Genomic DNA, 25,755 nt, shown 5'->3' on the forward strand with positions numbered 1-25,755 from the left:
CCCCTAAGCCCGATTTGCGGCTGCCGACGCCCGCTCCTCTTCTCAAGGAAATATACTCGTTTGAGCACCCCTCCGGAAGCTGCCGGCCCGCGCGCGCACGTGGCGAAAGCCGCCCGCGCCTGGGCCCAGATCCTCTCGCGCTACCGACAGCCCAGCAGCAGCCGCAGCATTTTCGAGATCGCCATCACTGTGGTGCCTCTGTTCGCCTTGTGGGCTCTGGCCTGGGCGACGCTCGACATCGGCTACTGGCTGGCGCTCCCGCTGGCCTTCGCGGCCGGCGCCTTCATGGTTCGGCTGTTCGCGATCCAGCACGATTGCGGGCATGGCGCCTTCTTCCGTCAGCGGGCCGTCAACGACTGGATCGGACGCATCGTCAGCGTCCTCACCCTGACACCATATGAAGTGTGGCGCCGCACGCATGCGACCCATCATGCCAGCACGGGCAACCTCGACAAACGCGGCCTCGGAGACGTCGACACGCTCACGGTCGAGGAATACCGCGCCCGCTCGGCGTGGGGCCGGCTGCGCTATCGGCTGTATCGCCATCCGCTGGTCATGTTCGGCCTCGGGCCGGCCTATCTCTTTGTCCTGCAGCATCGTCTCCCCGTCGGCCTGATGCGCGACGGCTGGCGGCCGTGGCTCAGCGCGATGACGAACAACCTGGCGATCGTGCTCTTCGCGGGTCTCCTCATCTGGCTGGTCGGCATCAAGGCCTTCCTGCTGATCCATCTTCCGGTGCTGCTGCTCTCCGCCTCGATCGGCGTGTGGCTGTTCTTCGTCCAGCATCAGTTCGAGCACACGAAGTGGGACAGCGATCCCGACTGGAACCTGCACGAGGCCGCCCTGCACGGCAGCTCGCACTATGACCTGCCGGCTTTCCTGCGCTGGTTCACCGCCAACATCGGCATCCATCATGTCCATCATCTCAGCAGCCGCATCCCCTACTATCGGCTGCCGCATGTCCTGCGCGACCATCCCGAATTGCGGGATGTCGGGCGCCTGACCCTGGCCCAGAGCCTGCGCTGCACGCGCCTTGTCCTGTGGGACGAGACGCAACGTCGCCTCGTGTCCTTCCGCGAGGCGCGCGCCTCAGGCGTCTGACGGGCAGCTCTTCAGCAGGTTGACGGCGGCCGGGTCGCCCGGCGCCAGTGCCAGGCATTCCTCGAAGCGGATGCGCGCCGTTGCGATGTCATGCCGGAGCAGGGCTTCGACGCCGCGGAGCAACGGCTCGCGTGTCTTGAGCTTGGCCTCGCGCTCCGGCGCCGGATCGCGGTCGAACACCTCGAACAGCACCACGGGCCGCGTCTTGCCCCTCACCACCACGACGTCGAGGGGACGGATTGCAAAGGCGCCGGGATCGGCCAGTTGGTCGTAGGTGTATTGCGAGATCAGGATGCGGACGCGGTAGACCTTGGTCAGGCTTTCGATCCGGGACGCAAGGTTGACGGCATCGGAGATCACGGTGCCGTCCATGCGATGCAGTTCGCCGACCGTGCCCATCATCAGCGAGCCGGTGTTGATCCCGGTGCCGATGGCGACCGGCGCCAGCCCCTGCGCCGTCCGGCGCTCATTGAAATCGTCCAGCGCGGCAAGCATTGAAAGGCCCGCCCGCACGGCGTCATCGGCATTTTCGAACAGGGCCATGATGGCGTCGCCGATATACTTGTCGATGAAGCCGCCATGAGCGCGGATCACCGGTCCGACATGCTCGAGATAGGCGTTGATGAACTCGAAGTTCTCGTCCGGCGTCATCGTCTCCGACAACGCCGTGAAGTTGCGGATGTCGGAGAACATGATGGTCATGTGCTCGCGCTTGTTGTCGCCCAGCTCCACCGACACGATGTTCGGCTTGCCGAGCTTGGCAAGAAAGGCCCGGGGCACGAAGCGCTCGATCGCCAGGTTGGTCTCCCGCAGATCGTTGATCCGCGATCGCACCGAATCGCGCATCGAGGCGAAGCTGCGGGCGAGATGGCCGATCTCGTCGCGGCGGTCGGTGTTCGCGATCACGTGGTCGAGATCGCCGTCGGCAATGGCGCCGGCCTCGCCACGCAGGTTCAGGATCGGATCGATGATGCGGCGCTGCAACAGGCGGGAGGCGATCCAGTAGATCAGCGGCAGGGTCAGCGCGAGCAGGACCATCGAACTCACGAAGACGTGCAGCACGGCTTCCTGCGCCAGCGCCAGGTCGTAGGTGACCCTGCGCACGATCATCATCGGCCGTTCGTCCTTGATCGTGTCCGCCCTGTTGTAGCGGCTGTAGGTGGTCACGCGATGGCCGGACGCGTCGGGTACCTGCAGCCGACCCTCCTTCAGGATCCTGGCGGCCAGGGCGGGATCGAGCTTCTCGCCCGGCCTGATCAGCGACCAGGTGCCGGAGGCATTGACCAGGTACATGTCGACGTCGGTCACATAGGCGTTCGATTTGACCGCGTCGGAAAAGTAGTCCTCGAAGAAATAGCGGCTCATCCAGCCGAAGTCGCTCTGCTTCAGCGTCGTGCGCACTTCGGTGGAAACTTCGATGAGGTAATCCTTACCGGGCGGACCGTAGTAGGTGTAGGTCCGCAGCGTGCCGGTCACCGACGAGAGGTCGATACCGTCGCTCATCGCCCTCCCCTTGCCGAACACCGAATCGAGGAAGTCCGAGAAGCCTCCTTTCGGGAAGGCGAGCCCCTTGTCGTAGGCAAGGTTGGTGTTGAAGACCCTGTGATCGCGATCGATGAAATAGATGTGCTGCACGCCGTACCGGGCCGCGAGCGCGTTCATCTCGTCGACCGTCAGGTCGGCCGGCGTGCGGCCGGTCCTCTCGATATCGGCCTCGATCTGGGGCAGGACCCTGGCCATGGCGGCCGTGTTGCGCTCGTTCTCGCTGCGCAGCATCGTCTCGAAGACGTCGAAGCGTTCGCTGAGACTGGCCTCGATGCGGCCCAGCTCCTCGTCCTGCAGCCGCGACACCAGGCGGTACATGGCGAGCGACGCGACGATCGTCGCACCGAGGCTCACGGCAATCAGCACCGTGAGCAGGAACAGACCGACCTTGCGCTTCATCGAAGGTCTGGTCCCTCAGCCGGTCAGGAATTCTGCCATAGCCGCGTCGTGTAGGCTCCCTCGACATTGGCGTCTATCTGGGCCGCGACGGCTTCGCTCTCGCCGATACGCGGCGCGATGATCTTGCCAAACGAGATGCGACCGGGCGCCGGCCATGACTTCGGGTCCCACAGTTTGGCGCGCACGATCGAGCGGGCGCAGTGGAAATAGCAGTGCTTGATGTGGACGCGGGTCGCCAGCAGGGCGGGCTTGCCCAGCGAACTCAGGGAGGCGAGCAGGTCGGCATCGTCATGGATCTCCGCGGTGCCGGAAATGCGCAGCGTCTCTCCGGTCGCCGGCACCAGCGCGATGATTCCGATCTTGCCGGTGGCGATGATGTTGCTGAGGCCGAAGGCCAGGTTGTTCCCGACCCGCTCGGGGATCAGCAGCGTCCTCGGATCCTCCATGCGGATGAAGCCCGGCTCGTCGCCCTTCGGCGACACCTCGACGGTGCCGTCTTCCGACGTCGTGCCGACCAGGGCGAAGGGGCAGCGCTTCAGGAACTCGATCGACTGCTCGTCCAGCGCGTCGAGGATCTTCACCCGTGTGGCCGACCGCGGCTCGGCAATGATGCGCCGCAGCTCTTCCTTCGTGCTGATGCGAGCCATGAGACCACTCCTTCGAAACGCGCTGCCCGCAACATCCGCCACTTGCGAACGACTTGCAACCACCGTGGCGAGAGACCTCAATCTCCCCACCGCGCGTCAGGTGAAATGCGGCGCCACCTCGAGCATGAAGCGCTGCATCTGCTCCTTCACCATCGCATGCGGCTTCTGGCCGTAGTTGAAGTAGAGGATGACCTCGGCGACGCCGGCCGCCTCGACCTGCTTCAGGGTGTCGACGATGTGCTGCGGGCTGCCGCACAGGATCGACTTGTCGGTCAGCTTCTCCGGCCGCATGTCGCGCAGGATGTTCACGATCTCGACGAAGTATTTGTAGGTCGGCGGCACCTTCTCGCCCGTCGACGAGGGAAAGGCCGCGATCAGCGCGTCCTGGAAGTAGCGGACCAGCGCTTCCTTGCCGTAGCGCTCCTCCTCCGGCGTCGAGGCGATGTGCACGAAGTAGGAGCACATGGCCCGCCGCATCGGCCGCTTGAAGGCGGTCTCGCAGGTCTCGCGATAGACCCGCACCGCATCAGCCAGCGACCCGTAGACCATGGCCGCCGCGAACGGCGCATAGATCACGTTCCAGTCGTTCTTCGCCGCCAGTTCCATCGAGGGCCGCGAGAAGCAGGCCACGTAGGGCCGAAGCGGGCTCTGCGCCGGCTTCGGGCGCACTTCGACATCGTTGAATTCGTAGAACCGGCCCTTGTGCGACCACCTGCCGGGCTCGGTCCAGGCCCGCCACACGATCTCCAGCCCCTCCGCGAACAACTCCGCGGAGTCGTCGAACGGCATCTGGAAGGGATCGAATTCCTTGCGGTCGTAGCCGCGGCCGGCCGCGAAGTCGACTCGCCCGCCCGACAGGAGATCGAGCGTCGCCCATTCCTCGGCGACATGCAGCGGATGGTGGACCGGCAGCAGCGTCACGGCAGGGGCCAGCCGCAGCCTGGTGGTCGCGCCCGCCAGCTGTGCCAGCATCGCCAGCGGCGAGGCGTTGACGCCCAGCAGGTTGAAATGATGCTCGCCGATCCAGGCCGAGTTCAGCCCGACCTTCTCGGCCCACAACGCCTCGGCATAGATGTCCTTGATGAAGGACTCGGGCGAGCGTGGATTGTTCGGGTAGCGGTTGTCGGACAGCGTGAAATAGCCGAATTGCATGGCGTTACTCCGGACAGGTTCTCGTTCGTCGGGACGAGTGGATCCTTTGTTGGGCGGCTAACGGTCGTCAGCTTGGGTGCGCCGCTCCAGCAGTTCGGCAACATGCCGACCCAGGCGAACCAGATACCGGCGGGTCTCATGCTCCGCTGCCCGACCATCGCCGGCAACCACGGCTGAAACGAACGCTGCGTGCCCAGCCCTGACGAATGACGGCAGATCGCGATGGCCGAAGGCCACCCGGATGAGGAAGTCGCTCTGGTCCCAGAAGGATTCGGCGATCTCGACACTCCGGGGCGAGCGGGCGAGTTCGTGCAGGAGTTCGTATCTCCGTCGGTTTCTCTGCCGAAGCTCCATGAACCGGGCAACTGGTTCATCGGGCAGTCCCGCCGTCGAGGCCAAGGCGGCGCATCGACGCCCGAAATGCTCCGCTTCGATTGCCGATCGCCGCTCGGCGGCCAGGCGCGCAATGACGCCCTCGGTCGCTCCGAAAAGCTCATAGAGGTCCTTCACCTCGGCGGGGACGGGGCGGACCACGCGGCAGCCGACCTGGGGCCGTATCTCGAGAAGGCCCTCCACGGTGAGACGCCGGATCGCATCGGCAACCGGCGCGCGGCTCATCGATAAGACACGACCGACCCCTTCGGACGAGATCTGGTCACCGGGATCGAGCCCCCCGCCCAGCAGCAGGCCTTTCAGGTACGCGTACGCCAGATCGTGGAGCCGGGGTGCGCCCTGCCACAGGGCTTCGGGCGCATCGGGCAGAACGACATTGAGAGATGTTCGCATGGTATGTATACTAACATACTAGTATGTTCAAACATAACGAACTCTCAACGAGTCTGTGGAGGAAGCCATGTACGACGCGGGGAATGCACAGAAGATCGTAGACGCGCTGAAGGACACTGAGGCCGAGTCGGAGGACCACCGACAGCTCAGCCCTCGCGCGGTAGCCCTGCTGCATCAATCCGGAGCGACCCGCATCATGGCCCCAGCCGCCTATGGCGGTTACGAACTGCCGGTCCGGGCCTTGGTCGAAGCCGAGCGGACGATCGCCCAGGGCAGCACGGCGGCCTCATGGGTCCTGATGGTGTGCGCCGCCCACACGTTCATCGCCGGCCGCCTGCCCTCCCAAGGCCAGGACGAAATTTTCGGGGGCCATCCGGGCATGCTGATTCCGGGCGTGCCGTCGCTCCGCGGCACCTGCCAGCGCGCCAACGGGGGCTACATACTCAACGGCCGCTGGCCCTATGCCAGCGGCGCCGACCATGGTGACTGGGTGCTGGTAGGCTGCAAGGGAATCCGCAACGAAGCGGGCGCCGCCTGCCCCTCCCTGATCGTCGTGATGCCAAAGAAGGATGCCGTCATCGACGACACCTGGTTCACTCTCGGTATGCGCGGGACCGGCTCCAAGGACATCGTTCTTGAAAACACGTTCATCCCGGAGCGCTACGCAGTGCCCATGATCGAGGCACAGCTCGGCACCGTTCCTGGTATCGACATCCCCCTTTATCGGCTTCCGATCCGCCCGACCTTGGCGACCATGCTGCTCGGCACGATCGTGGGCATGGCCGAGCGCGGCTTGCAGCTCTTCATCGACAAGACCCGCGGTCGACGTGACGTCTACACCGGCGCGATGAAGGCCGAGAACGCCGGGGTACAGCGGAGGGTCGCGGAGGCGAGCGTGGAGATCTCCTGCGCCTGGGCGCTGACGCGGCAGAACTGCGATCTCCTCGAGGAGGCGATGCTGCGTGATCCGCCGATGCCCGCGGCGAAGCGGGCGGAAGTCCGCTGGAATGCGGCCTACGCCACCGAGCTTTGCCGGCGTGCCTGCAACCGTCTCTTCGAGGGCGCGGGCGCGGGTGCGGCGCACGACAGCCATGTCATGCAGAGGTTTTTTCGCGACATGAACACCGCGTCACATCACGCGATGCTGGATTTCGACGTGAACGTCGAAATCCAGGGCAAGACCCTGCTGGGTGTGCACCTCGACGACGCGTGGGTGTGAGCAGGTGCCCGCTGCCCTTCCGGCGACGAACCGCATGATCAGGCCGCCTGCTGCGCCACATCGGACAGGGAGACGATCCAGTCGCGGAACGCCTTGATCTTGCGCCGCCGGATCGCCTCGGGCGGATAGACCAGATAGTAAGCGAAGTCCGAGGAGCGCTTGAACTCGAACGGGATGACCAGCCGGCCGGCCTTCAGGTCGGGCTCGACCAGAGGGTTGCGGCCAAGCGCAACGCCCAGCCCGTCCATCGCCGCCTGATAGGCCGCCAGCGCAAAGTCGAACGAGACGCCGCGCGAGGCATCGACACCCTTCACGCCCGCGGCCGTCAGCCAGACCTGCCAGTCGTCGGGAAAGCTGCCGATGTGGAGCAGGTTGAAGCGCCTGAGATCCGCCGGCTTCTTGAGGCCGTTTGGTCCCTTGAGCAGCGAGGGCGCGCAGACCGGCATGACGTCCTCGCTGACCAGCCGCTCGGCCAGCAGGTTCGACCACTGGCCACGGCCGTAGCGGATGCCGATGTCGACATCCTCGCGCGAGAAGTCCACCAGCGACGTGCCGGTCGAGACGCGGACGTCGATTTCCGGATGCGAGCGCTGGAAACCACCCAGCCGCGGCACCAGCCACTTCACCGCGAAGGACGAGGTCGTCGTCACCGTGAGGTTCCCGCCCTTGTCCTTCTGCAGCAGCTTCTCGGTCGCCTCGTTCAGCTGGTCGAAGGCCGCACGCACTGAAGGGAGATAGGCCTGACCGGCCTCGGACAGCAGCAGCGAGCGATTGCGCCGCACGAACAATTTTAATCCGAGTCTCTGTTCCAGCCCGCGCACCTGGTGACTGATCGCGGCCTGCGTGACGCTCAATTCCTCCGCGGCATCGGTAAAGCTCATATGGCGCGCGGCAGCCTCGAAGGCACGCAAGCCATTGAGTGGCGGCAGGGATCGTTTCATCGCACGTCCTTCACATGAGCAAATTTAATCAAAACAGGACAAAGGGTCGTTTGTAAAGGGGTGCCCCGGAGCGCACATGAGCCTTAACAGAGTTCAACCCTTCCGGGAGCAGTCCCATGGCCAACATATCGCTTCACCATACGTCACAGGCGCCACTGGTCGGCAGCTTCGCCACCTTCGGCCAGATCCTCGCCACGTGGCGCGAGCGCACGCGGCAGCGCCGCGAGCTCACCAACCTCGACTACCGCACGATGCGCGATCTGGGCATCAGCCCGACCGATGTCCAGTTCGAGGCGAACAAGCCCTTCTGGCGCAGCTGAGATCCGAATCCGGAGGGGTCCCGTTCTTACCCTGCGCGGGACCATCCCCCTCCGGGCCCTGGCCGGCGGTCGCTCCAGCCTCCCTTGCGACCGCCGGCTTTTTCTTTGCCGTTCTCCTTTGCCAGCCGGCCCGGCTCTGCTAGAGCCGCCACGTGCCGCTCACCGACCAGCAGATCCAGAGCCTCGGCCGCGACGCCCTGCAGCGCGCGGCGGCAGGTGATTTCATCTCGGCCGAAGAGATGTTTGCCCGCATCGTCGAGGCGCGCCCGAACATGGGCCAGGCGCTCCATCTTCTGGGCCAGGTGCGGTTGAAGCTCGGTCGCTTCGCCGAGGCGCGTGAGCCGCTGGAGCGTGCCGCTCAATTCCTGCCGCGCGACGTCGCGGCCCAGACCAACTTCGCAGGCTGCCTGATGCAGCTTGGCCTCCACGAGCAGGCGTTGCTCGCCCTCGCAAAGGCCGTGCGGCTGAAGCCGGACGACGCCGTCATCGCCCACAATACCGGCCGGACTCTCGAAGCCCTGGGCCGGGCCGAGGAAGCCGAGCGCGCCTACGACCGCGCCCTGTCGATCGACCACCGGTTGCTGCCGGCGCTGAGCGCCCGGGCGGAACTGCTGGCCGCGCGCGGCGAGTGGGCGGGTGCCCTGGCCGATCTCGAAACCGCCCTGGTGAGCCAGCCCGACGATCCGCGTCTCCGGCTGCGGCGCGGCGAGCTGATGCTGCGTCAGGGTGACTGGTGGCGCGGGCTCGGCGACTACGAGGCGCGGCTGGAGATCCCGGGCGAGCGTTACGCGCCCGATCTGCCGCGCTGGCAGGGTGAAGAGTTGGACGGCCGGTTGCTACTCTACCCCGAACAGGCGGACATCGAGAGCGACGCCGCGCTGCGCGATACCCTGATGCTGGCGCGCGGTGTCGACGCGGTCGTGCAATGCGGTGCGACCCTCGCTGGTTGGTTGGATGGCCCGACGATCCGTCGAGGCGAGCCGCTCGACGGTTTCGTGGCCGCCGCCCCACTGCGCAGCCTGCCGCTTCTCCTGAACTGGACACGCGAGGCGCTGCCGCCGCCGGCCAGGTTGAGCCGCAAGCCTGAACCTTCTTCGCGCATTGGTTGGTTCACTGCCGCCGAGCCGCCCACTGGCCTTGCCGGGCTCGATCTCGCGCGCACGCCGGAAGAGATTCCGACCTGTCGTCTCGTCGTGGGCGACGACACCTGGCCCGCCCATGCGGCGGCGGCGCTCGGCATCCCGACGGTGATCCTGGTGCCCAATACCGCAGACTGGCTCTGGGGTCCGAACCTCGGAACATCGCCCTGGTATGCGTCTGCGGAACTGCTGCGCGACGATGATCGCGAAGGACTGGCGGCGCGGCTCGCCGGGTGCTGATATCCGCGTCCCGGCGGATCACCCCACACCCAGAGGCCAACCCATGGGCAAGACCCTGTTCGACAAGATCTGGGACAGCCACGTCATCACCGATCTCGGCAACGGCTTCGTTCTGCTGCACATCGATCGCCTGCTGCTCCATGACATGTCGGGCGGCAAGGCGCTGAAGGAAGCCATCGACAAAGGCTATCCGCCCGCGCAGCCAAGGCTGACCTACGGCACGCCCGATCACACCATGTCGACCAGGCCCGGTCGCACCGAGCATACCCATCCGCCGGGCCTGCCGTTGATCAAGTCGATGCGCGAGACGACCAGCGCCTACGGCATCAAGCTGTTTGACCTGGGGCAAGATGGCCAGGGTATCGTTCATGTAATGGGTCCCGAACAGGGGCTGACGCTTCCCGGCACGACGCTGGTCTGCGGCGACAGCCATACGTCCACCCATGGCGGACTGGGCTCGCTGGCCTTCGGTATCGGCTCTTCCGAACTGGTGCATGTGATCGCCACGCAGACCATGGTGCAGCGCAAGCCCAAGCGGATGCGCGCCAGCTTCGAGGGCAAGCTGATGCCGGGCGTCACCGCCAAGGACATGATCCTGCACCTGATCGGCGAGCTCGGCACGGCTGCGGGCACCGGCTACTCGGTCGAGTATGCCGGCTCGGGCGTGCGTGCCCTTCCGGCCGAGGCACGACTCACGCTCTGCAATCTCACCATCGAGATGGGCGCGCGCACCGGCATGGTGGCGCCCGACGACACGACCTACGAATACCTGAACGGCCGAGACTATGCGCCCAAGGGCGCGATGTGGGACCGCGCCGTCGCGCACTGGCGTACCCTGCCGAGCGATCCCGACGCCGAGTTCGATCGCGAGCACACGATCGACATGAAGAACGTCGCGCCGCAGATCACCTGGGGGACCAGCCCGGAGCACGTGATTGCCGTCGACCGCGCCATTCCCGATCCGCGCACCGGTCCGGAGGAGAAGCGCGGCGCCTGGGAAGCCGCGCTTCAGTATCAGGGCCTCGAGCCCGGCAAGCCGATCGAGGGCACGCCGGTCGACTGGGTGTTCATCGGCTCCTGCACCAACAGCCGCCTCTCCGACCTGCGCGCCGCCGCCGAGATCGTGAAGGGCCGTCACAAGGCCGACCATGTCACCGCCTGGGTCGTGCCCGGCTCGGTCCGCATCAAGGCCGAGGCAGAAGCCGAGGGCCTCGACCGCGTGTTCACCGAGGCGGGCTTCGAATGGCGCGAGCCCGGCTGCTCGATGTGCCTCGCCTCCAACGGCGAGCGGGTGCCGCCCGGCAAGCGCAGCGTCTCGACCTCCAACCGCAACTTCGTCGGGCGACAGGGCCCCGGCGCCCGCACCCATCTCGCCAGCCCCGCCATGGCGGCGGCTGCTGCGATCAAGGGCGCGATCGCCGACGTCAGGAAGATCTAGCGAAAGACCTCACCCTGAGGAGCGCGCAGCGCATCTCGAAGGGTGGGAACGAGTACCACGTTTGTTGCCCATCCTTCGAGACGCGCGCTGCACGCGCTCCTCAGGATGAGGTGGGAGGAGGAGACTCAGGATGGACAAGTTCACCAAGGTGACGGGCGTCGCGACGCCGCTGATGCGCCAGAACGTCGACACCGACCTGATCATCCGCATCGAGCGGCTGGTCGACAACGTGACGCGCGAGGGGCTCGGCCCCTATTGCTTCGAGCAGCTCCGCTTCAGGCCCGACGGCAGCGAGGACCCCGACTGCATCTTCAACCAGGCACCCTATCGCGACGCGCCGATCATCCTCAGCCGGGAGAATTTCGGCTGCGGCTCGAGCCGCGAGGGCGCGGTGTGGGCGCTGAAGGGCATGGGCATCAAGGCGGTGATCGCGCCCTACTTCGGCGACATCTTCAACAACAACTGCTTCCAGAACGGCCTCCTGCCGGTGGCGCTGCCGATCCACGAGATCGAGCAGCTCGCCGACGAGATGACGGCCTCGCCCGGCAACGCACGGATCACCGTCGATCTCGAGAACTGCCAGGTGATCTCGCCGACCGGCCGCACCATCCCGTTCCAGGTCGATGCGCGTCGCCAGCATGCGATGCTGAACGGCCTCGACGACATCGCGCTCACCCTGTCGCGGCGGGACGAGATCGAGGCGTGGCAGGCGTCGGACAAGGGCGCGCGTCCGTGGGTCTGGCTGTAGACGCTTGAGCCCATTGCATCTCGCGGCGGCCCTCCTCATCGTGGCGATGTGGGGGCTGAACTTCACGGTCATCCGTTTCGGCCTCGACGAGTTCACGCCCTTCGCCTTCGCCACCTGGCGCTTCCTGCTGGGCGCCCTGCCGGCCTTCTTCATCCCGAAGCCCGCCGTCTCCTGGTCTGTCCTGGCGGGGATTGGCGGCCTGATGTTCGGCGGCCAGTTCATCTTCCTGTTCTTCGCCATGGGGGCCGGCCTGCCGCCTGGCCTGACCTCCGTGCTGGTGCAGTTGCAGGGACCGCTCACCGTCGTGCTGGCTGCCCTGCTGCTGCGCGAGCATGCGACGCGCGGACAGTGGCTCGGTCTCGCCGTCGCCGTGGCCGGAGTCGTCCTGCTGGCACGCTCGATCTCGGACGACACGCCGCTGCTCGCGATCGGCCTCGCGCTGATGTCGGCCCTCACCTGGGCATTGGGGAATCTCTTCTTCCGCTCGGCTCGCGGGGTTTCGATGTTCGCCGTCACCGTCTGGGCGAGCGTCCTGCCGCCGATCCCGCTCGCCCTGGCGTCCCTTGTGCTCGACGGGCCGGCGGCGCTCGCGGCGCCGATCCTCGCGCCGACCTGGCGCGGCTGGTTCGTGCTCTTCTATACCGTCGTTCCGGTGATGTGGCTGGGCTACCTGATCTGGGGCACGCTGCTGCGCACCTATCCCGCCGCGAAGGTCGGCCCGGTCAGCCTGCTCGTACCCTGCGCCGCGCTTGCTATCTCGGCCTACCTGACCGGCGAGCCGCTGTCGGCGGAGCGGCTCGTGGCGGTGGCGGTCGTGCTGGGCGGCGTGGCGCTCGGGGTCTATGCCTCGGCGCGGCGTCTGCGCTGAGCGGCTCGCGTGGTCTTGCCGAATACCGACGGCGGCACCGCGCGGTTCACGATCTCGCGCAGCGCGAAGCTCGATTCCAGCCGGGCGACCCGCGGCAGGCGCGAGAGTTCGGTGCGGTGGATGCGCTCGAAATCCTCGATGTCGCGTGCCAGCACGATCACGACATAGTCGTCGCTGCCGGACATCAGGAAGCAGCGCACCACCGACGGACAGTCGAGCACTCCCCGCTCGAATGCGGTCAGCGCCTCGTCGCTCTGGCTGTCCAGGGTGATCCGCACCACGACCGTGGTGGCGAGGCCGAAGCGGGCGAGATCGAGCACCGCCTGGTAGCCGCGGATGAGGCCGTCCTCCTCGAGCGCCCGTTGCCGCCGCGCCACCGCCGTGCTCGACAGGCCGACCCGTGCCGCGAGATCGACCTGGCTCACCCGGGCATTCTCCGTCAGCTCCGACAGGATGGTGGCGTCGATCTTGTCGAGATGCATGTTCGGAATCCTGCGTACTTTCGCGATTCAGCGTAGAATTTCGGCAGGAGAGACTCAATTGATCTTCAGAATGCCGGGAAACAAACCGGCATTCCTTGGTTTGATGACACCCGAACCTGCCTGGAGATGGACCCAATGCGCGTCGGTGTGCCGAGAGAAATCAAAACCCATGAATATCGCGTCGGGCTGACACCCGGCGCGGTCCGTGAATACGTCCATGCCGGCCACGAGGTCGTGGTCGAGACCGGTGCGGGGGCCGGGATCGGGGCGGGCGACGAGGTCTATCGCGCCGCCGGCGCGCGCATTGCCGCCACCGCCACCGAGATCTTCGCGAATGCCGACATGATCGTGAAGGTGAAGGAGCCGCAGCCCGGCGAATGGGTCCAGCTGCGCCCCGGCCAGATCCTGTTCACCTATCTCCATCTCGCCGCAGATCCTGCGCAAGCTAAAGGGCTGCTCGAATCGGGCTGCACGGCCATCGCCTACGAGACCGTGACCGATCCTCGCGGCGGGCTGCCGCTGCTCGCCCCCATGAGCGAAGTGGCGGGGCGGCTGTCGATCGAGGCGGCCGGCGGCGCGCTGCAGCGCCATCGCGGTGGCCGCGGCCTGTTGCTGGGTGGCGTGCCCGGCGTGCAGCCGGCGCATGTCGTCGTGCTGGGCGGCGGCGTCGTGGGCACGCATGCCGCGCGCATGGCGGCCGGCCTCGGCGCCAATGTCACGGTGCTCGACCGGTCGCTGCCGCGGTTGCGCGAACTCGACGAGCTTTTCGAGGGCCGCGTCCGCACGCGGTACTCGACGATCGCCGCCGTCGAGCAGGAAGTCTTCTCGGCCGACGCCGTGATCGGCGCCGTGCTGGTGCCCGGCGCCAGCGCGCCCCGGCTCGTGACCCGGACGATGCTGAAGTCGATGAAGCCGGGCTCGGTGATCGTCGACGTCGCCATCGACCAGGGCGGCTGCTTCGAGACATCCCACGCCACGACCCATGCCGAGCCGACCTACGAGGTCGACGGCATCATCCACTATTGCGTCGCCAACATGCCGGGTGCGGTGCCGCTGACGTCCAGCGAGGCGCTGAACAACGCGACACTCCCCTTCGGACTCGCGCTCGCCGCTAAGGGCCTCGCCGCCGTCGCCGCGGACCCGCACCTGCGCGCCGGCCTCAACATCCATCGCGGCCGCTTCACGCACAAGGCCGCCGCGGAAAGCCTCGGCCTGCCTTATGCGCCGGCGGAGCAGGCGATCGCGGCCTGACGCACCTTTATCGTCCTCTCCGCCCACGCAGTGGGCGAGAGGACGCCCGAAGGAGGTAAGGGAGCGAAGACAACGCCCGCCCTTCTGGCTCAGGCCTTCTTTGGCTTGACCAGATGAAATGTTATATTATACCTTTTCCTCAAGAAGACCACGGCTATCCCTGTCTTCGGAGAAGGCCTCCCTTGTCTGGTATCGTGAGCAAACGGATCGTCGAGAGTCCCGATGAAGCCGTCTTTCACCGGATTGCCGAGAACGAAGTCGCCCTCGCCATCTGGCATCGCCCGCAAGCCGAGGGGCTGGCCGCCTGGCTCGATTCCTTGCCGGCCGAACGCCTGCCGGAAGGCCACTTCGCCGGACCGGTCGCCTGCGTCCCGGCCCGGCTCGCCGCCCTCTGCGACCTCGTGGAGCTGGCCGACAGTCCCGGGCGCCGCGCCCTGATCGACGACATTGCGGCGCTCGCACGCTGCTTCACCGAGCGTGCCGGCAGCCGCGACGTCGACCTGCGCCTCGAAGTGATCGCCCACGATGCCTGCTGGCGGTTCCATCGCGACCATGTCGGCTACCGTCTCAACGCAACCTATCGCGGTCCCGGCACGCAATGGCCGCCGCTCGAGCATTCTGCCCGCGCGCTGAAGGCCCAGCGCCGCTATCGCGGGCCCCTGAACGAGTTCCCGCGCTTCGCCGCCGGCCTGTTCAAGGGCGTGGTACGGGCCGGCACGGAGGCCATCGTGCACCGCTCACCCCCGGTCTCCGGCAGCGGGCAGACGCGGCTCTTTCTCTGCCTCAACGAGGTCCCCGACGATGAATAGGCTCCCCGTCACCGTGCTGTCCGGTTACCTGGGCGCTGGCAAGACGACCTTGCTCAATCACGTGCTGAACAACCGCGAGGGCCGCAAGGTCGCGGTGATCGTGAACGACATGAGCGAGATCAACATAGATGCCGCCCTGGTGCGCCAGGGCGGCGCGGAGCTGAGCCGCAGTGAAGAGAAGCTGGTCGAGATGTCGAACGGCTGCATCTGCTGCACCCTGCGCGAGGATCTCCTGCAGGAGGTCGAACGGCTCGCGGGCGAGGGCCGCTTCGACTATCTGCTGATCGAATCGACAGGAATTTCCGAGCCCATGCCGGTGGCCGCGACCTTCGAATTCGAGGACGAGGCGGGCAAGAGCTTGTCCAAGGTCGCGCGCCTCGACACGATGGTGACGGTCGTCGACGCCCGGGCGTTCATCGAGGACTACAGCTCGGCCGACTTCCTGCACCAGCGCGGCCAGACCGCCGAGCCCGAGGACACGCGGACGGTCGTCGACCTGCTGGTCGAACAGGTCGAGTTCGCCGACGTCATCGTCGTGAACAAGGCCGATCTCGTCTCGCCCGAGAACCTCGGCTTCTTGAAGATGATGCTGCGGCGCCTCAACGCCAAGGCCCGGATCGTCACCGGCGCGTTCGGCAAGGTCCCGCTCGACCAGATCATGGACACCGGCCTGTTCTCCTACGAGAAGGCGAGCGAGGCGCCCGGCTGGATGCAGGAAATGCGCGGGATTCACACGCCGGAGACCGAGACCTACGGCTTCTGGAGCTTCGTCTACAAGGCCCGCCGGCCGTTCAACCCGATGCGGCTCTATGCCCTGCTCAACGGCCGCTGGGACGGTGTGATCCGCTCCAAAGGCTTCTTCTGGCTGGCGTCGCGCATGAACTTCGCGGGCTCCCTCAGCCAGGCCGGCGGCATGCTTCGCCACGAAGCGGCGGGCGCCTGGTGGGCGGCGGTGAAGCGCGAGGACTGGCCCCAGGACTCGACCTGGCGCGCCAGCATCCGCAACTCCTTCAAGAGCCCCTACGGCGACCGCCGGCAGGAGATCGTCTTCATCGGCACCAAGGGCATGGACCGCAGGGAACTCACGCGCCGTCTCGACGACTGCCTGCTGACCGACGCCGAGATGAAGATGGGACCCGCGATGTGGGCACTCCTCCCCGATCCCTTCCCCGCCTGGAAAATGCCGGGACAGGAATGACGATCCCCTAACGAGGAGGCTCGACGCTCACCACCACGCTGCCGCGCTTGCGGCCGGTCTCGACATAGGCGTGCGCCTCGGCCATCTGCGCAAAGCGGTAGCGCCGGTCGATGACGGGCTTCAGCGCGCCGGCTTCCGCCAGGGCGGCCATCTCCGCCAGGTCACTGACGCGCTCGGCGGCCGGGCCGGCAATGACCCGACGGCTGCCGGTCAGCGGCGACCACAGTGCCGCCAGCATCTCCGGCATGCCCGCGGCCACCGCGAGCAGCCTGCCTTTGTCCTCGAGCACGGGCCTGCAGCGCGCGAACGTCGTCCTGCCGACCGTATCGACGACGATGTCGTAGGTCTCGCGTCGCGCCGTGAAGTCGTCCTTCGTATAGTCGATCATCCTGTCGGCGCCGAGCGACGCTACGAGCGCCAGGTTGTTCGTGCTGGTGACGCCGGTCACCTCGGCACCGTGGTGCTTCGCGAGCTGCACCATGGCGGTGCCCACGCCGCCGGACGCGCCGATCACCAGGACCTTGTCACCGGGCCGGATGCCCGCTTTGCGCAGGAAATGCATCGAGGTCGACGCGCCGAAGGGCAGCGACGCCGCTTCCTCGAACGACAGGTTGGCGGGCTTCCGTGCCAGCCTGCCGTCTTCAGGCATCGCCCGATACTCGGCATGGCATCCCATCGCGCCGCCGGGGAAGCCGAAGACCTCGTCGCCGACCCGGAACCGCGTAACGCCTTTCCCGATGGCCTCGATCGTCCCGGCCATCTCGGTCCCCAGGATGGGCTGGCGCGGCCCCGTGAAACCGAAAGCCAGGCGCGCCACGAGTCCCAATCCAGCCGGAACGCACAACGTCCGGATGCGCCAGTCGCCCGAGGTCACTGTCGTTGCGTGGATCCGGACGAGAACCTCGTTGTCCCGCGGCACGGGCTTCGGCACATCCGCCAGTGCGACGACGTCAGGGCCGCCATAGCGGCGACAGACGAAGGCGCGCATGGTCCCGGTCGCGGCATGATTTGGGGTCATGCCGCTCCCATAGGCTACCCGGCCGAAGGCTACTAGACCTTCTCCAGGCCGCACCATTCGGCAATGAAGAGCGCCGTCGACTGGGTGATCTTGCGGATCGATTCCAGGTTCACGCGCTCGTCGAAGCCGTGGACGTCGTCCGACTGCGGCCCGTAGACCAGCGCCGGGAGGCCGGCATAGAGGCCGAAGAAGCGGGCATCGGTCGTGCCGGTCGTGCGGCGGTCGTCGAGTTCGGCGCCGAACACGGTCTTGTGCGCATCGGCGAGGATGTCGCGCACATGCTCGTGGTTCTGGAGGACATAGGGCTCGGCCTGGAAGCCTTCCCAGCTGATGGTGGGCAGGTTGTTACCCAGGAAGGGATCGTTGGCCGCCGCCCGGTGGATCGTGTCCTCGACCTCCTGCCGGCACTCCTTGAGCGTCTGGGTCGGCAGCACGCCCACGCGCATGTCGAAGGTGCACCAGGACGGGACCGAGCTCGCCCAGTCGCCGCCGGCGATCTTGCCGACGTTGAAGTTCACCGGATGGTGATGGTCGCAATAGTGCTTGTCGTGTTCCTTCAGCGCGTTCCACTTCTTCTCGAGTTCGCGCAGCTGCTGGATGATGCGGTAGGCAGACTCGATCGCGTTCGAGCCGGCATCGGCCTTGTAGACGTGCACGGGATGGCCGGTGACCTTGACCTGGAACCACATGACGCCGACCTGCGCCACGGTGAGCGTGCAGCCCGACGGCTCGGGGATCAGTGCGGCGTCGGCGCGATAGCCGCGCTGCAGGCAGGCGAGCGCGCCGTTGCCGGTGCACTCCTCCTCGACCACCGACTGCTGGTAGACGTCGGCCGCCGGCATGTAGCCCAGCGCGCGGAGCGCCCGCAGCGCGAAGACGTTCAGGATCAGCCCGGCCTTCATGTCGCCCGAGCCGCGACCGTACATCCAGCCGTCCTTGACGTAGGCGTCGTAGGGATTGCGTGTCCACATCTCGTGCGGCCCCTCGGGAACCACGTCGATGTGACCGTTGAGGATCAGCGACCGTCCCTTCGGGTTCGACGGCCGCCAGGCCCCGACCACGTTCCAGGCATCGTCATAGTCCAGCGAATGCGGCGAGTAGCCCGGCAGGTGCTTGAGGTCGTCGATCTTGACCTGCCAGCGGTCGATGCCGAGCCCGTCCTCCTTGAACAGGCGCGCCATCATGTCCTGGGCCGGCGCTTCCTGGAAACGGGTGGAGGGGATCCTGACCAGATCGGCCAGCACGTTCGTCTGATCGTCGAAGCGGCGATTGACTTCGTCCATGATTTTGGACTTGAGCGATGAATCGAGCATGCACTGACTTTGGCGCAGCCCCGGTACGCCGTCTATAGTTTCGACGGAGGAAACAAAATGTACCCGGGCAAACACGCGACGACGCAGGCGTCCCATCCTGCGGTGATCATGGCCGGCAGCGGCGAGACCGTGACTTACGGCGAGCTGGAGGCGCGCAGCAACCGGCTGGCGCACCTGCTGCGTGCCCATGGCGTGAACCGCCTCGATCACTATTCGATCTTCATGGAAAACAACGCGCGCTACGTGGAATGCTGTACCGCCGGCGAGCGCACCGGCACCTACTATACGTGCGTGAATTCCTTCCTGACGGCGGACGAGCTTGCCTACATTCTGAACAACAGCGCCTCGAAGGTGCTCATCACCTCGCAGGCCAAGTGGGACGTGGCGCTCGCGGCGGTGGCCCACTGTCCGGCGATCGCGCTCTGCATCGTCGTCGACGGGCCTGGCGGCGGATCGGCCGGCGCGGCGAAGATCGTCAACCTCGCGGAGGCGACGAGCGGCCTGCCCGCGACGCCGATCGCCGACGAATCGCTCGGGACGGCGATGCTCTACTCGTCCGGCACCACGGGACGGCCGAAGGGGATCGTACGGCCGCTGGCCGAGCAGTCGCCGTCGCAACTCCTGCCGATCTTCTCCTTCCTGCTGAAGCTCTGGCAGTACCGCGAAGGCATGATCTATCTCTCGCCGGCGCCGCTCTACCATTCGGCGCCGCAGGCGGCGGTGAACCTCACGATCCGCATGGGCGGCACCGTGATCGTCATGGAGCGCTTCGACCCGGAGCATTACCTGCAGCTCATCGAGAAGTATCGCGTGACGCACAGCCAGCTCGTGCCGACGATGTTCTCGCGGATGCTGAAGCTGCCGGAGCAGACACGGAAGCGGTACGACCTCGGTTCGCTGGAGATCGCCATCCATGCGGCGGCGCCCTGCCCGGTCCAGGTGAAGGAACAGATGATCGCCTGGTGGGGCCCGATCATCCACGAATACTACGGCGCCACCGAGGGGCTGGGCTTCACCGCCTGCAACTCGCAGGAATGGCTGGCGCACAAGGGCACGGTCGGACGCGTCCTCCTCGGCGAACTGCACGTGCTCGACGATGACATGAAACCGTTGCCCACCGGCACCGCCGGAACCCTGTGGTTCAAGACCGCGACGCCGTTCGAGTATTTCAATGACCCCGCCAAGACACGCGAGGCGCGCTCCGAGGACGGCACGATGAGCACGGTGGGCGACGTCGGCTATGTCGATGCCGACGGCTATCTCTACCTGACCGACCGCGCGACCTTCATGATCATTTCCGGCGGCGTGAACATCTACCCGCAGGAATGCGAGAACCTGCTGATCACCCACCCCAAGGTGGCCGACGCGGCGGTGTTCGGAGTCCCCAACGCGGATCTCGGGGAGGAGGTGAAGGCAGTCGTCCAGCTCATGCCGGGTGTGCCGAAGACGGGCGCCACCGCCGAGGAGCTGATCGCCTTCTGCGGCCAGCATCTCGCCCGGCAGAAGGTGCCGCGCTCCATCGATTTCGAGGACGAGCTGCCGCGCCTGCCGACCGGCAAACTCTACAAGCGCCTGCTGCGCGACCGTTACTGGGGCGACAAGAAGAGCCGCATCGTGTGACTCACCGGCGCGACCGGCGCTGCGAACGCGACAGCAGGGCGGCGGGAAACAGGGCCAGAAGCGCCACCACGCCCACGATGATGAACGTATCGGAAAACGCCATCATCTGGGCGTTGCTTTGCAGCATCGTCGCCAGATACTCGAGCGCGCCGGCCTTCTGCTGCTGGAACGGCAGGCCGCTCTTCTGCATCAGGTGCTCGACCTGGGTCAGCATGCGATCGGTCGTGCGGTTGCCCCAGTCCTGCGTCGCCGTCAGCGCATCGGCATGGAAGCGGGTGCGGATCTCGAAGAACGCGACCATCAGGTTGATGCCGAAGGCGCCGCCGAGCTGGCGCATGAAGTTGGCGACGCCCGAACCCTGGCGCACCTTGTCGGCCGGCAGCGCCTTCAGCGACGAGGCGTTGAGGCTGGGATTGATGAAGCCCAGCCCCAGTCGAGAGACCATGACCATGCAGACCAGGGTCCAGAAGGTCGTGTCGATGTCGGCCGTGGTCATCCAGGCGAAGCCGGCGGCGAACAGGATCAGCCCGCCGATGATCATGGTCGAGGCCGGCATGGCATCGGACAGGCGCCCGGCCAGCGGGAAGATGAAGGCCAGCATGATGCCGGCCGGCATCATCATCAGCCCTGCGACCAGCGGCGTGAAGCCGATGATGGTCTGCACGAAGACGGGGATGATGTAGGTCGAGCCCATCATGCCGGCGCCGAAGATGAAGGCGATGAGCGCGGCGGCGGCGAATTCGACATTGCCGAAGATGCGCACGTCGAGCAGCGCCCGAGGCGTGTAGAGCTCCCAGCAGATGAAGGCGACGGTGGCCGCGGCGCCAAGGACCAGCCGGAACACGATGGCGTCGGAGCTCCAGCCTTCGCGCTGGCCGTCGGCGATGCCGGTCATCAGCCCGAGCAACGCCGTGCAGAGCAGCGCAAAGCCCAGCCAGTCGAAGGGCGGTATGACCTTGGGGATCGGCCGGGTCGGCATGAACACCAGGCCGAGGACGGCGGCGACGACGCAGAACGGCAGCGAGATGAAGAAGACGTAGCGCCAGGAGAAGTACTCGATCATCAGGCCGCCCAGGGTCGGGCCGATGGCCGGTGCGAAGACCACGCCGAGCCCGAATACGCCCATCGCCATGCCGCGGCGCTCCGGCGGGAAGACGGTGAAGATCGTGGCCATGACGAGCGGCTGGGCGATGCCGGCGCTGAACCCCTGCAGGACGCGAGCGAAGATCAGCGCATCCTCGGTCGGCGCCGAGCCGCCCATCAGCGCGCCCACCGAGAAGAAGAACAGCGCGCCGACGAAGGTCCGGCGCTCGCCCAGGATGCCGCTCACCCAGGCGTTGATCAGCATGCCCGCCGTCATCGTCGCCATGTAGGCCGACGACATCCACTGCGCCTTGTCCTGCCCGATGCCGAAGGCGCCCATGACGTCGGGCACCGCCACATTCACTGTGGTCATGGCCAGCACCATGGATACGACGCCCATCATGCCGGTGACGGTGACCAGCCAGCGATAGGAGGGACCGTAGCGCTCGGTGAGCGCCGCGGCGGTCTGCAGGGGGATGGCGGTTGCCGTCATGATGCGGCTACGGCTTCGTCGTTGCCCATCCTTCGAGACGCTCGCGGTGCTCGCTCCTCAGGATGAGGTGTTGTTTGTATCGCCACCAAAGACCTCATCCTGAGGAGGCCGCGGAGCGGCCGTCTCGAAGGATGGGCAACGGCATGATCGCCTGCTCCCCGCCTACCGAATGTCAATTTCGACTTCGACCATCATACCGGGCGTCAGCGGCTTCGGCATCTGGACCATGTCGATCTTGACCGGTACGCGCTGCGTGATCTTTGTGAAGTTGCCCGAGGGGTTGGGCGTCGGCAGCAGCGCAAAGCGCGCCGTCGTGGCGCTGCCGATGCGGCCCACCTTGCCGACGAAGGTGTCGTTGGGATAGGCGTCGACCGAGACGCGAACGGTCTGGCCGAGCCTCAGCTTGCCGACCTGCGTTTCCTTGATGTTGGCCTCGACCCAGACCTCGTCGGGATTGTGCAGCAGCAGGATTCGCTGGCCCGCCGCCACATACTCGCCCGGCAGGGTGAAGGTGCGGTCGATCACGGCCGGGATCGGGCTCTTGATCGTGCGGTCCTCGACATCGACCTGTTGCTGGCGCATTTGCGCCGCCAGCACGGCGACCTGGTGGGTCAGCGCCTCGATCTGCGCGTCGATCACGCCCAGCCGGTCGTGACCGACTTTCGCCTCGCCGAGGCTGCCCTCGGCCTGCTCGTGTTCGGCCTGGAGCTGCAGGATCTGGATCTCGAGCTTCGTGACCGCCGCCTGCGCCATCTGGAGCTGGCGCTCGTTGATGACCTTGCTGGCGAACAGCGTCTTGCTGCGGTCGAGTTCCAGCCTGGCGAAATCGAGGTCGGCCCGCAGGGCGGCCAGCGCCTTCTCGCGCACCGTGATGATGGAGGTGCGCGTGCGCATCGCGGCATCGGCCTGGTTCTGGTCGAGCTTGCGCTCGGCGCGCAGGCGCGCCCGCTCGACTCGTACGCCCTCGATCTGCGCCTTCAAGCCGTCGACCCGCAGCTTCGCGGCGCGGTCGTCGATCCTGACCAGGGTCTGCCCGGCCTCGACACGCTGGCCCTCACGCACCGCGAGATCGACGATCCATCCCTCGGCGCGACTCGACACCGTCACGATGTCGGCCGTCACCCGGGCGTCGTATTCGTAGACATGGGTGAGACGCAGATGCACCTCGCGACCGCCATAGGCCACCGCCGCGAGCAGCAGGAGACCGATGAAGATGAAGCGGGGCCGCAGCAGGAGACGCATGATGCCGGATGTCCGGCTCACGCGCGCAGGAGGCGCGACGCCGACGATGGGCGATACAGGCGATGTCTTGAGGGCGGGCGGCGGCACCGACTGATCCACGACTTATCCTGCCGCTTTCAACCGGGGTTTCGCGCTTCTGTCATGAAAAAAGAATAAGGCCGAAACAATCGGCGGGCCAACGATCTTCGCGCTCAGGCACTGCCTTGCAGCAACGCACGCCGTGCATGGCGCGGTGCCAGTTCCGCATCCGTGCTCGCTGCTCTTGCCAAAGCGGGCCACCGGGTCGACGCTGTTCACGCAAGCCCGTCGGACACCGCTCGCAGAGCAAAAATTCAAGACAGGAGCCGTCGCATGCCCGATGCTTCCCACGCGCCCGTGCCTCGCCAGGATGTCGCCTCCCTCGATGTCGCGATCGTCGGCGGCGGACTGGCCGGCCTCTACGCCATCCACCGCCTGCGCAAGCTCGGCCTCAAGGTCCGCGCCTATGAAGCCGGCTCCGGCATCGGCGGCACCTGGTTCTGGAACCGCTATCCCGGCGCGCGCTGCGACGTCGAAAGTCTCGAATACTCCTACAGCTTTTCAGACGAGCTGCAGCAGGAGTGGAAGTGGCCGGAACGCTACGGTACCCAGCCCGAGATCCTGAAGTACATCAATCACGTCGCCGACCGCTTCGACCTGCGCCGCGACGTGCAGTTGAACACCCGCATCAAGTCGGCCCTGTTCGACAAGGCGGCCAATGAATGGACCTTGCGGACCGAGAAGGGCGAGGAGATCCGCGCCCGCTACTGCATCATGGCAGCGGGCAATCTCTCGACGCCGCGCGTGCCCGACTTCAAGGGCATCGGAAGCTTCAAGGGCAGGTGGTATCATTCGGGTCTGTGGCCGCATGAGGGTGTCGACTTCACGGGCCTGCGGGTCGGCGTCATCGGCACGGGCTCCTCGGGCGTGCAGATGATCCCGCTGATCGCCCAGCAGGCCAGACATCTGCATGTCTTCCAGCGCACCGCCAACTTCAGCCTGCCGGCGCGCAATGGGCCGATGGAGGAAGAGCGCGAGAGCCGTCACAAAGCCGAGTATCCCGCCCGACGGCGCGCCGCCTACGACACGCCCTTCGCCATCGGCGGCTATCCGCGGCCGACCAAGTCGGCGCTCGAAGCCACCGAGGAGGAGCGCAACGCCGCCTACGAGGCCAAGTGGCAGGAAGGCGGCAGCATCAGCTACCTCTATACGTACACCGACCTGCTGGTGAACAAGGAGGCCAACGACACGGCCTCGGAGTTCGCGCGCAACAAGATCCGCGGCATCGTGAAGGACAGCAGGACGGCCGAGCTGCTGGCGCCCAAGGACCATCCGATCGGCACCAAGCGCCTCTGTCTCGATACGAACTATTACGAGACCTACAATCGCGACAATGTCGAGCTGGTCGACGTGCGCTCTGCCCCGATCCAGGAGATCACCGAGAAGGGCGTGCGGACGACGGAGCAGGAATACGAACTCGACGCCATCGTTTTCGCCACCGGCTTCGACGCCATGACCGGCGCGCTGCGCGAGATCGACATCCGCACCAGCGAGGGCGCGGTGCTGGCCGATCACTGGCAGGGCGGCCCCCTCACCTATCTCGGCCTGATGGTCTCGGGCTTCCCCAACATGTTCGTCGTCACCGGTCCCGGCAGCCCCGGCGTGAAGACGCAGATGATCGCGTCCATCGAACAACATGTCGACTGGATCGCCGATGCGCTCGAACATCTCGGCAAGCACCAGCTCGACCGCATCGAACCGTCGCCGCAGGCCGAGGCTGAATGGGTCCGGCACGTCAACGAAGTCGCCGACAGCACGCTCTATCCGCTGGCCAACTCGTGGTACGTGGGCGCCAACATTCCGGGCAAGCCGCGCGTGTTCATGCCCTATGTCGGCGGCTTCGATCGCTACAAGAAGCGCTGCGACGAGATCACGGCCGGCGGCTACGAAGGCTTCACGCTCAGCCGTCACCACGTACTCGCGTGAGCGCCACCTTCGTCCATCACCGCATCGACGCCGCGCCGCGGCGGTGGCAGGCCGTTGCCGACGGGCTGGCGGACGATGGCGCTCGACGCATCGGCGAAGCGGGCGGCCAGCTCTACGGCGCCTGGCGCAGCCAGATCGGCCGGCCGCGCGACGAGGTGCAGGCGATCAGCGTCTGGCCGCAGGGCACCTCCGCCGCTCGAGCCGAGCGCGCGCTCGTGGCGGACAGAACCGACATCCGCGCCGTGACCAGTGAGGCCCTGGCGCCGACACTCCGCCCGACCGACACCGTCCCGCCGACCCGGCAGGGCAATTACGCCTTCCGCTGGTTCGCCGTGCCGGAGCCGAACTGGCCGGAATTCCTCGACCTCTGCGCCGCGGCCTGGCCGGGCTTCGAGGGTGCCTACGATTCGCAGGTGATCGGGCTCTGGCAGGCGACCGGCGAGCGCACCGGTACCGGCCCCGACGAAGTCACGGGCGCGGGCCTGCACGGCGGCGTGCGCAGCCTGCTGCTGACCCGGCGGCCCAACCTCGCCATGTGGGAGCGCTCCAAACTGCCCGAAGGCGCAGCCGAGGCGGCGGTACGCGACAAGCTCAGCCGCCGCTACGACCTCTGCGACTGGACCGTGGTGTCCACCGCGACCCTCCTGACCGCCGTCGACCGCGCCGATACGGCCCGCTGGACCTGAGCGGCCGCTGGAC

At 66.6% G+C, this 25,755-nt stretch carries 23 protein-coding genes; 13 read left to right on the top strand and 10 right to left on the bottom strand.

Features of this window, described 5'->3' with window-relative positions; all coding sequences use genetic code 11:
- The first annotated feature begins 60 nt into the window (after positions 1-60).
- The gene (locus tag Q0Q48_RS21335) at positions 61-1,101 is read left to right on the top strand and encodes a fatty acid desaturase (protein WP_295142281.1); all 1,041 of its coding nucleotides are present in this window, start codon (positions 61-63) and stop codon (positions 1,099-1,101) included.
- Here Q0Q48_RS21335 and Q0Q48_RS21340 read toward each other — a convergent pair.
- The 4 genes from Q0Q48_RS21340 to Q0Q48_RS21355 form a co-directional block, all read right to left on the bottom strand.
- A complete protein-coding gene (locus tag Q0Q48_RS21340; protein ID WP_295142283.1) occupies positions 1,090-3,045 on the bottom strand; it encodes an adenylate/guanylate cyclase domain-containing protein in 1,956 nt (651 codons plus the stop codon). The genes Q0Q48_RS21335 and Q0Q48_RS21340 overlap by 12 nt on opposite strands.
- Before the next feature lie 23 nt (positions 3,046-3,068).
- Positions 3,069-3,692: an MSMEG_1061 family FMN-dependent PPOX-type flavoprotein gene (locus Q0Q48_RS21345; protein ID WP_295142285.1), complete on the bottom strand. Its 624-nt coding sequence runs from the start codon at positions 3,690-3,692 to the stop codon at positions 3,069-3,071.
- 96 nt (positions 3,693-3,788) lie between these two features.
- On the bottom strand, positions 3,789-4,844 hold the full coding sequence (locus tag Q0Q48_RS21350; RefSeq protein ID WP_295142289.1) for an LLM class flavin-dependent oxidoreductase: 1,056 nt from the start codon (positions 4,842-4,844) through the stop codon (positions 3,789-3,791).
- Between the two features lie 57 nt (positions 4,845-4,901).
- Entirely contained in the window at positions 4,902-5,630 is a 729-nt protein-coding gene (locus Q0Q48_RS21355) for a GntR family transcriptional regulator (protein ID WP_295142292.1), read from the bottom strand.
- Positions 5,631-5,685: 55 nt separating this feature from the next.
- Between Q0Q48_RS21355 and Q0Q48_RS21360 the strand changes: the two genes are divergently transcribed.
- Positions 5,686-6,849, top strand: a complete 1,164-nt coding sequence (locus Q0Q48_RS21360) for an acyl-CoA dehydrogenase family protein (RefSeq protein ID WP_295142295.1) — start codon at positions 5,686-5,688, stop codon at positions 6,847-6,849.
- Between the two features lie 38 nt (positions 6,850-6,887).
- Here Q0Q48_RS21360 and Q0Q48_RS21365 read toward each other — a convergent pair whose 3' ends face one another.
- The gene (locus Q0Q48_RS21365) at positions 6,888-7,790 is read right to left on the bottom strand and encodes a transcriptional regulator GcvA (RefSeq protein ID WP_295142298.1); all 903 of its coding nucleotides are present in this window, start codon (positions 7,788-7,790) and stop codon (positions 6,888-6,890) included.
- Between the two features lie 116 nt (positions 7,791-7,906).
- Here Q0Q48_RS21365 and Q0Q48_RS21370 point away from each other — a divergent pair, with 116 nt between their 5' ends.
- From Q0Q48_RS21370 to Q0Q48_RS21390, 5 genes are all read left to right on the top strand, one after another.
- Positions 7,907-8,110 carry a DUF1127 domain-containing protein gene (locus Q0Q48_RS21370; protein ID WP_295142301.1) on the top strand — a complete coding sequence of 68 codons (204 nt, stop codon included), beginning with the start codon at positions 7,907-7,909 and terminating at the stop codon, positions 8,108-8,110.
- A gap of 152 nt (positions 8,111-8,262) precedes the next feature.
- The gene (locus Q0Q48_RS21375) at positions 8,263-9,489 is read left to right on the top strand and encodes a tetratricopeptide repeat protein (protein ID WP_295142304.1); all 1,227 of its coding nucleotides are present in this window, start codon (positions 8,263-8,265) and stop codon (positions 9,487-9,489) included.
- A gap of 43 nt (positions 9,490-9,532) precedes the next feature.
- Entirely contained in the window at positions 9,533-10,927 is a 1,395-nt protein-coding gene (leuC, locus tag Q0Q48_RS21380; protein WP_295142308.1) for a 3-isopropylmalate dehydratase large subunit, read from the top strand.
- Positions 10,928-11,057: 130 nt separating this feature from the next.
- On the top strand, positions 11,058-11,675 hold the full coding sequence (gene leuD / locus Q0Q48_RS21385; RefSeq protein WP_295142311.1) for a 3-isopropylmalate dehydratase small subunit: 618 nt from the start codon (positions 11,058-11,060) through the stop codon (positions 11,673-11,675).
- A 4-nt stretch (positions 11,676-11,679) separates the two neighbouring features.
- Positions 11,680-12,543, top strand: coding sequence for an EamA family transporter (locus Q0Q48_RS21390; protein ID WP_295142313.1), 864 nt, complete (start codon positions 11,680-11,682; stop codon positions 12,541-12,543).
- Here Q0Q48_RS21390 and Q0Q48_RS21395 read toward each other — a convergent pair.
- Positions 12,516-13,025: an Lrp/AsnC family transcriptional regulator gene (locus Q0Q48_RS21395; RefSeq protein ID WP_295142316.1), complete on the bottom strand. Its 510-nt coding sequence runs from the start codon at positions 13,023-13,025 to the stop codon at positions 12,516-12,518. The genes Q0Q48_RS21390 and Q0Q48_RS21395 overlap by 28 nt on opposite strands.
- Before the next feature lie 135 nt (positions 13,026-13,160).
- Here Q0Q48_RS21395 and ald point away from each other — a divergent pair, with 135 nt between their 5' ends.
- The 3 genes from ald to zigA all read left to right on the top strand — a co-directional run bounded on the left by ald (position 13,161) and on the right by zigA (position 16,283).
- Entirely contained in the window at positions 13,161-14,276 is a 1,116-nt protein-coding gene (ald, locus tag Q0Q48_RS21400) for an alanine dehydrogenase (RefSeq protein ID WP_295142319.1), read from the top strand.
- Between the two features lie 194 nt (positions 14,277-14,470).
- Complete coding sequence (locus Q0Q48_RS21405) at positions 14,471-15,085, top strand: DUF1826 domain-containing protein (protein WP_295142321.1); 615 nt, start codon at positions 14,471-14,473, stop codon at positions 15,083-15,085.
- Positions 15,078-16,283: a zinc metallochaperone GTPase ZigA gene (gene zigA, locus Q0Q48_RS21410; RefSeq protein ID WP_295142325.1), complete on the top strand. Its 1,206-nt coding sequence runs from the start codon at positions 15,078-15,080 to the stop codon at positions 16,281-16,283. Before Q0Q48_RS21405 ends, zigA begins: the two co-directional genes overlap by 8 nt.
- Before the next feature lie 7 nt (positions 16,284-16,290).
- Here zigA and Q0Q48_RS21415 read toward each other — a convergent pair whose 3' ends face one another.
- Both Q0Q48_RS21415 and Q0Q48_RS21420 read right to left on the bottom strand, forming a co-directional pair.
- A complete protein-coding gene (locus Q0Q48_RS21415) occupies positions 16,291-17,301 on the bottom strand; it encodes an NAD(P)-dependent alcohol dehydrogenase (RefSeq protein ID WP_295142328.1) in 1,011 nt (336 codons plus the stop codon).
- A 32-nt stretch (positions 17,302-17,333) separates the two neighbouring features.
- Positions 17,334-18,614: an ArgE/DapE family deacylase gene (locus Q0Q48_RS21420; RefSeq protein ID WP_295142331.1), complete on the bottom strand. Its 1,281-nt coding sequence runs from the start codon at positions 18,612-18,614 to the stop codon at positions 17,334-17,336.
- A 57-nt stretch (positions 18,615-18,671) separates the two neighbouring features.
- Here Q0Q48_RS21420 and Q0Q48_RS21425 point away from each other — a divergent pair, with 57 nt between their 5' ends.
- Complete coding sequence (locus tag Q0Q48_RS21425; RefSeq protein WP_295142335.1) at positions 18,672-20,234, top strand: AMP-binding protein; 1,563 nt, start codon at positions 18,672-18,674, stop codon at positions 20,232-20,234.
- Between the two features lies 1 nt (position 20,235).
- Here the strand turns inward: Q0Q48_RS21425 and Q0Q48_RS21430 are convergent, their stop codons facing one another.
- Both Q0Q48_RS21430 and Q0Q48_RS21435 read right to left on the bottom strand, forming a co-directional pair.
- Positions 20,236-21,810, bottom strand: coding sequence for a DHA2 family efflux MFS transporter permease subunit (locus Q0Q48_RS21430; RefSeq protein ID WP_295142338.1), 1,575 nt, complete (start codon positions 21,808-21,810; stop codon positions 20,236-20,238).
- 162 nt (positions 21,811-21,972) lie between these two features.
- On the bottom strand, positions 21,973-23,151 hold the full coding sequence (locus Q0Q48_RS21435; protein ID WP_295142341.1) for an HlyD family secretion protein: 1,179 nt from the start codon (positions 23,149-23,151) through the stop codon (positions 21,973-21,975).
- 252 nt (positions 23,152-23,403) lie between these two features.
- Between Q0Q48_RS21435 and Q0Q48_RS21440 the strand changes: the two genes are divergently transcribed.
- Both Q0Q48_RS21440 and Q0Q48_RS21445 read left to right on the top strand, forming a co-directional pair.
- Complete coding sequence (locus Q0Q48_RS21440; protein WP_295142345.1) at positions 23,404-25,056, top strand: NAD(P)/FAD-dependent oxidoreductase; 1,653 nt, start codon at positions 23,404-23,406, stop codon at positions 25,054-25,056.
- Entirely contained in the window at positions 25,053-25,742 is a 690-nt protein-coding gene (locus tag Q0Q48_RS21445) for a hypothetical protein (protein ID WP_295142348.1), read from the top strand. The genes Q0Q48_RS21440 and Q0Q48_RS21445 overlap by 4 nt, the downstream gene beginning before the upstream one ends.
- Positions 25,743-25,755 lie beyond the last annotated feature (13 nt).

Source organism: uncultured Reyranella sp. (genome assembly GCF_945957355.1).
Lineage (GTDB): Bacteria > Pseudomonadota > Alphaproteobacteria > Reyranellales > Reyranellaceae > Reyranella.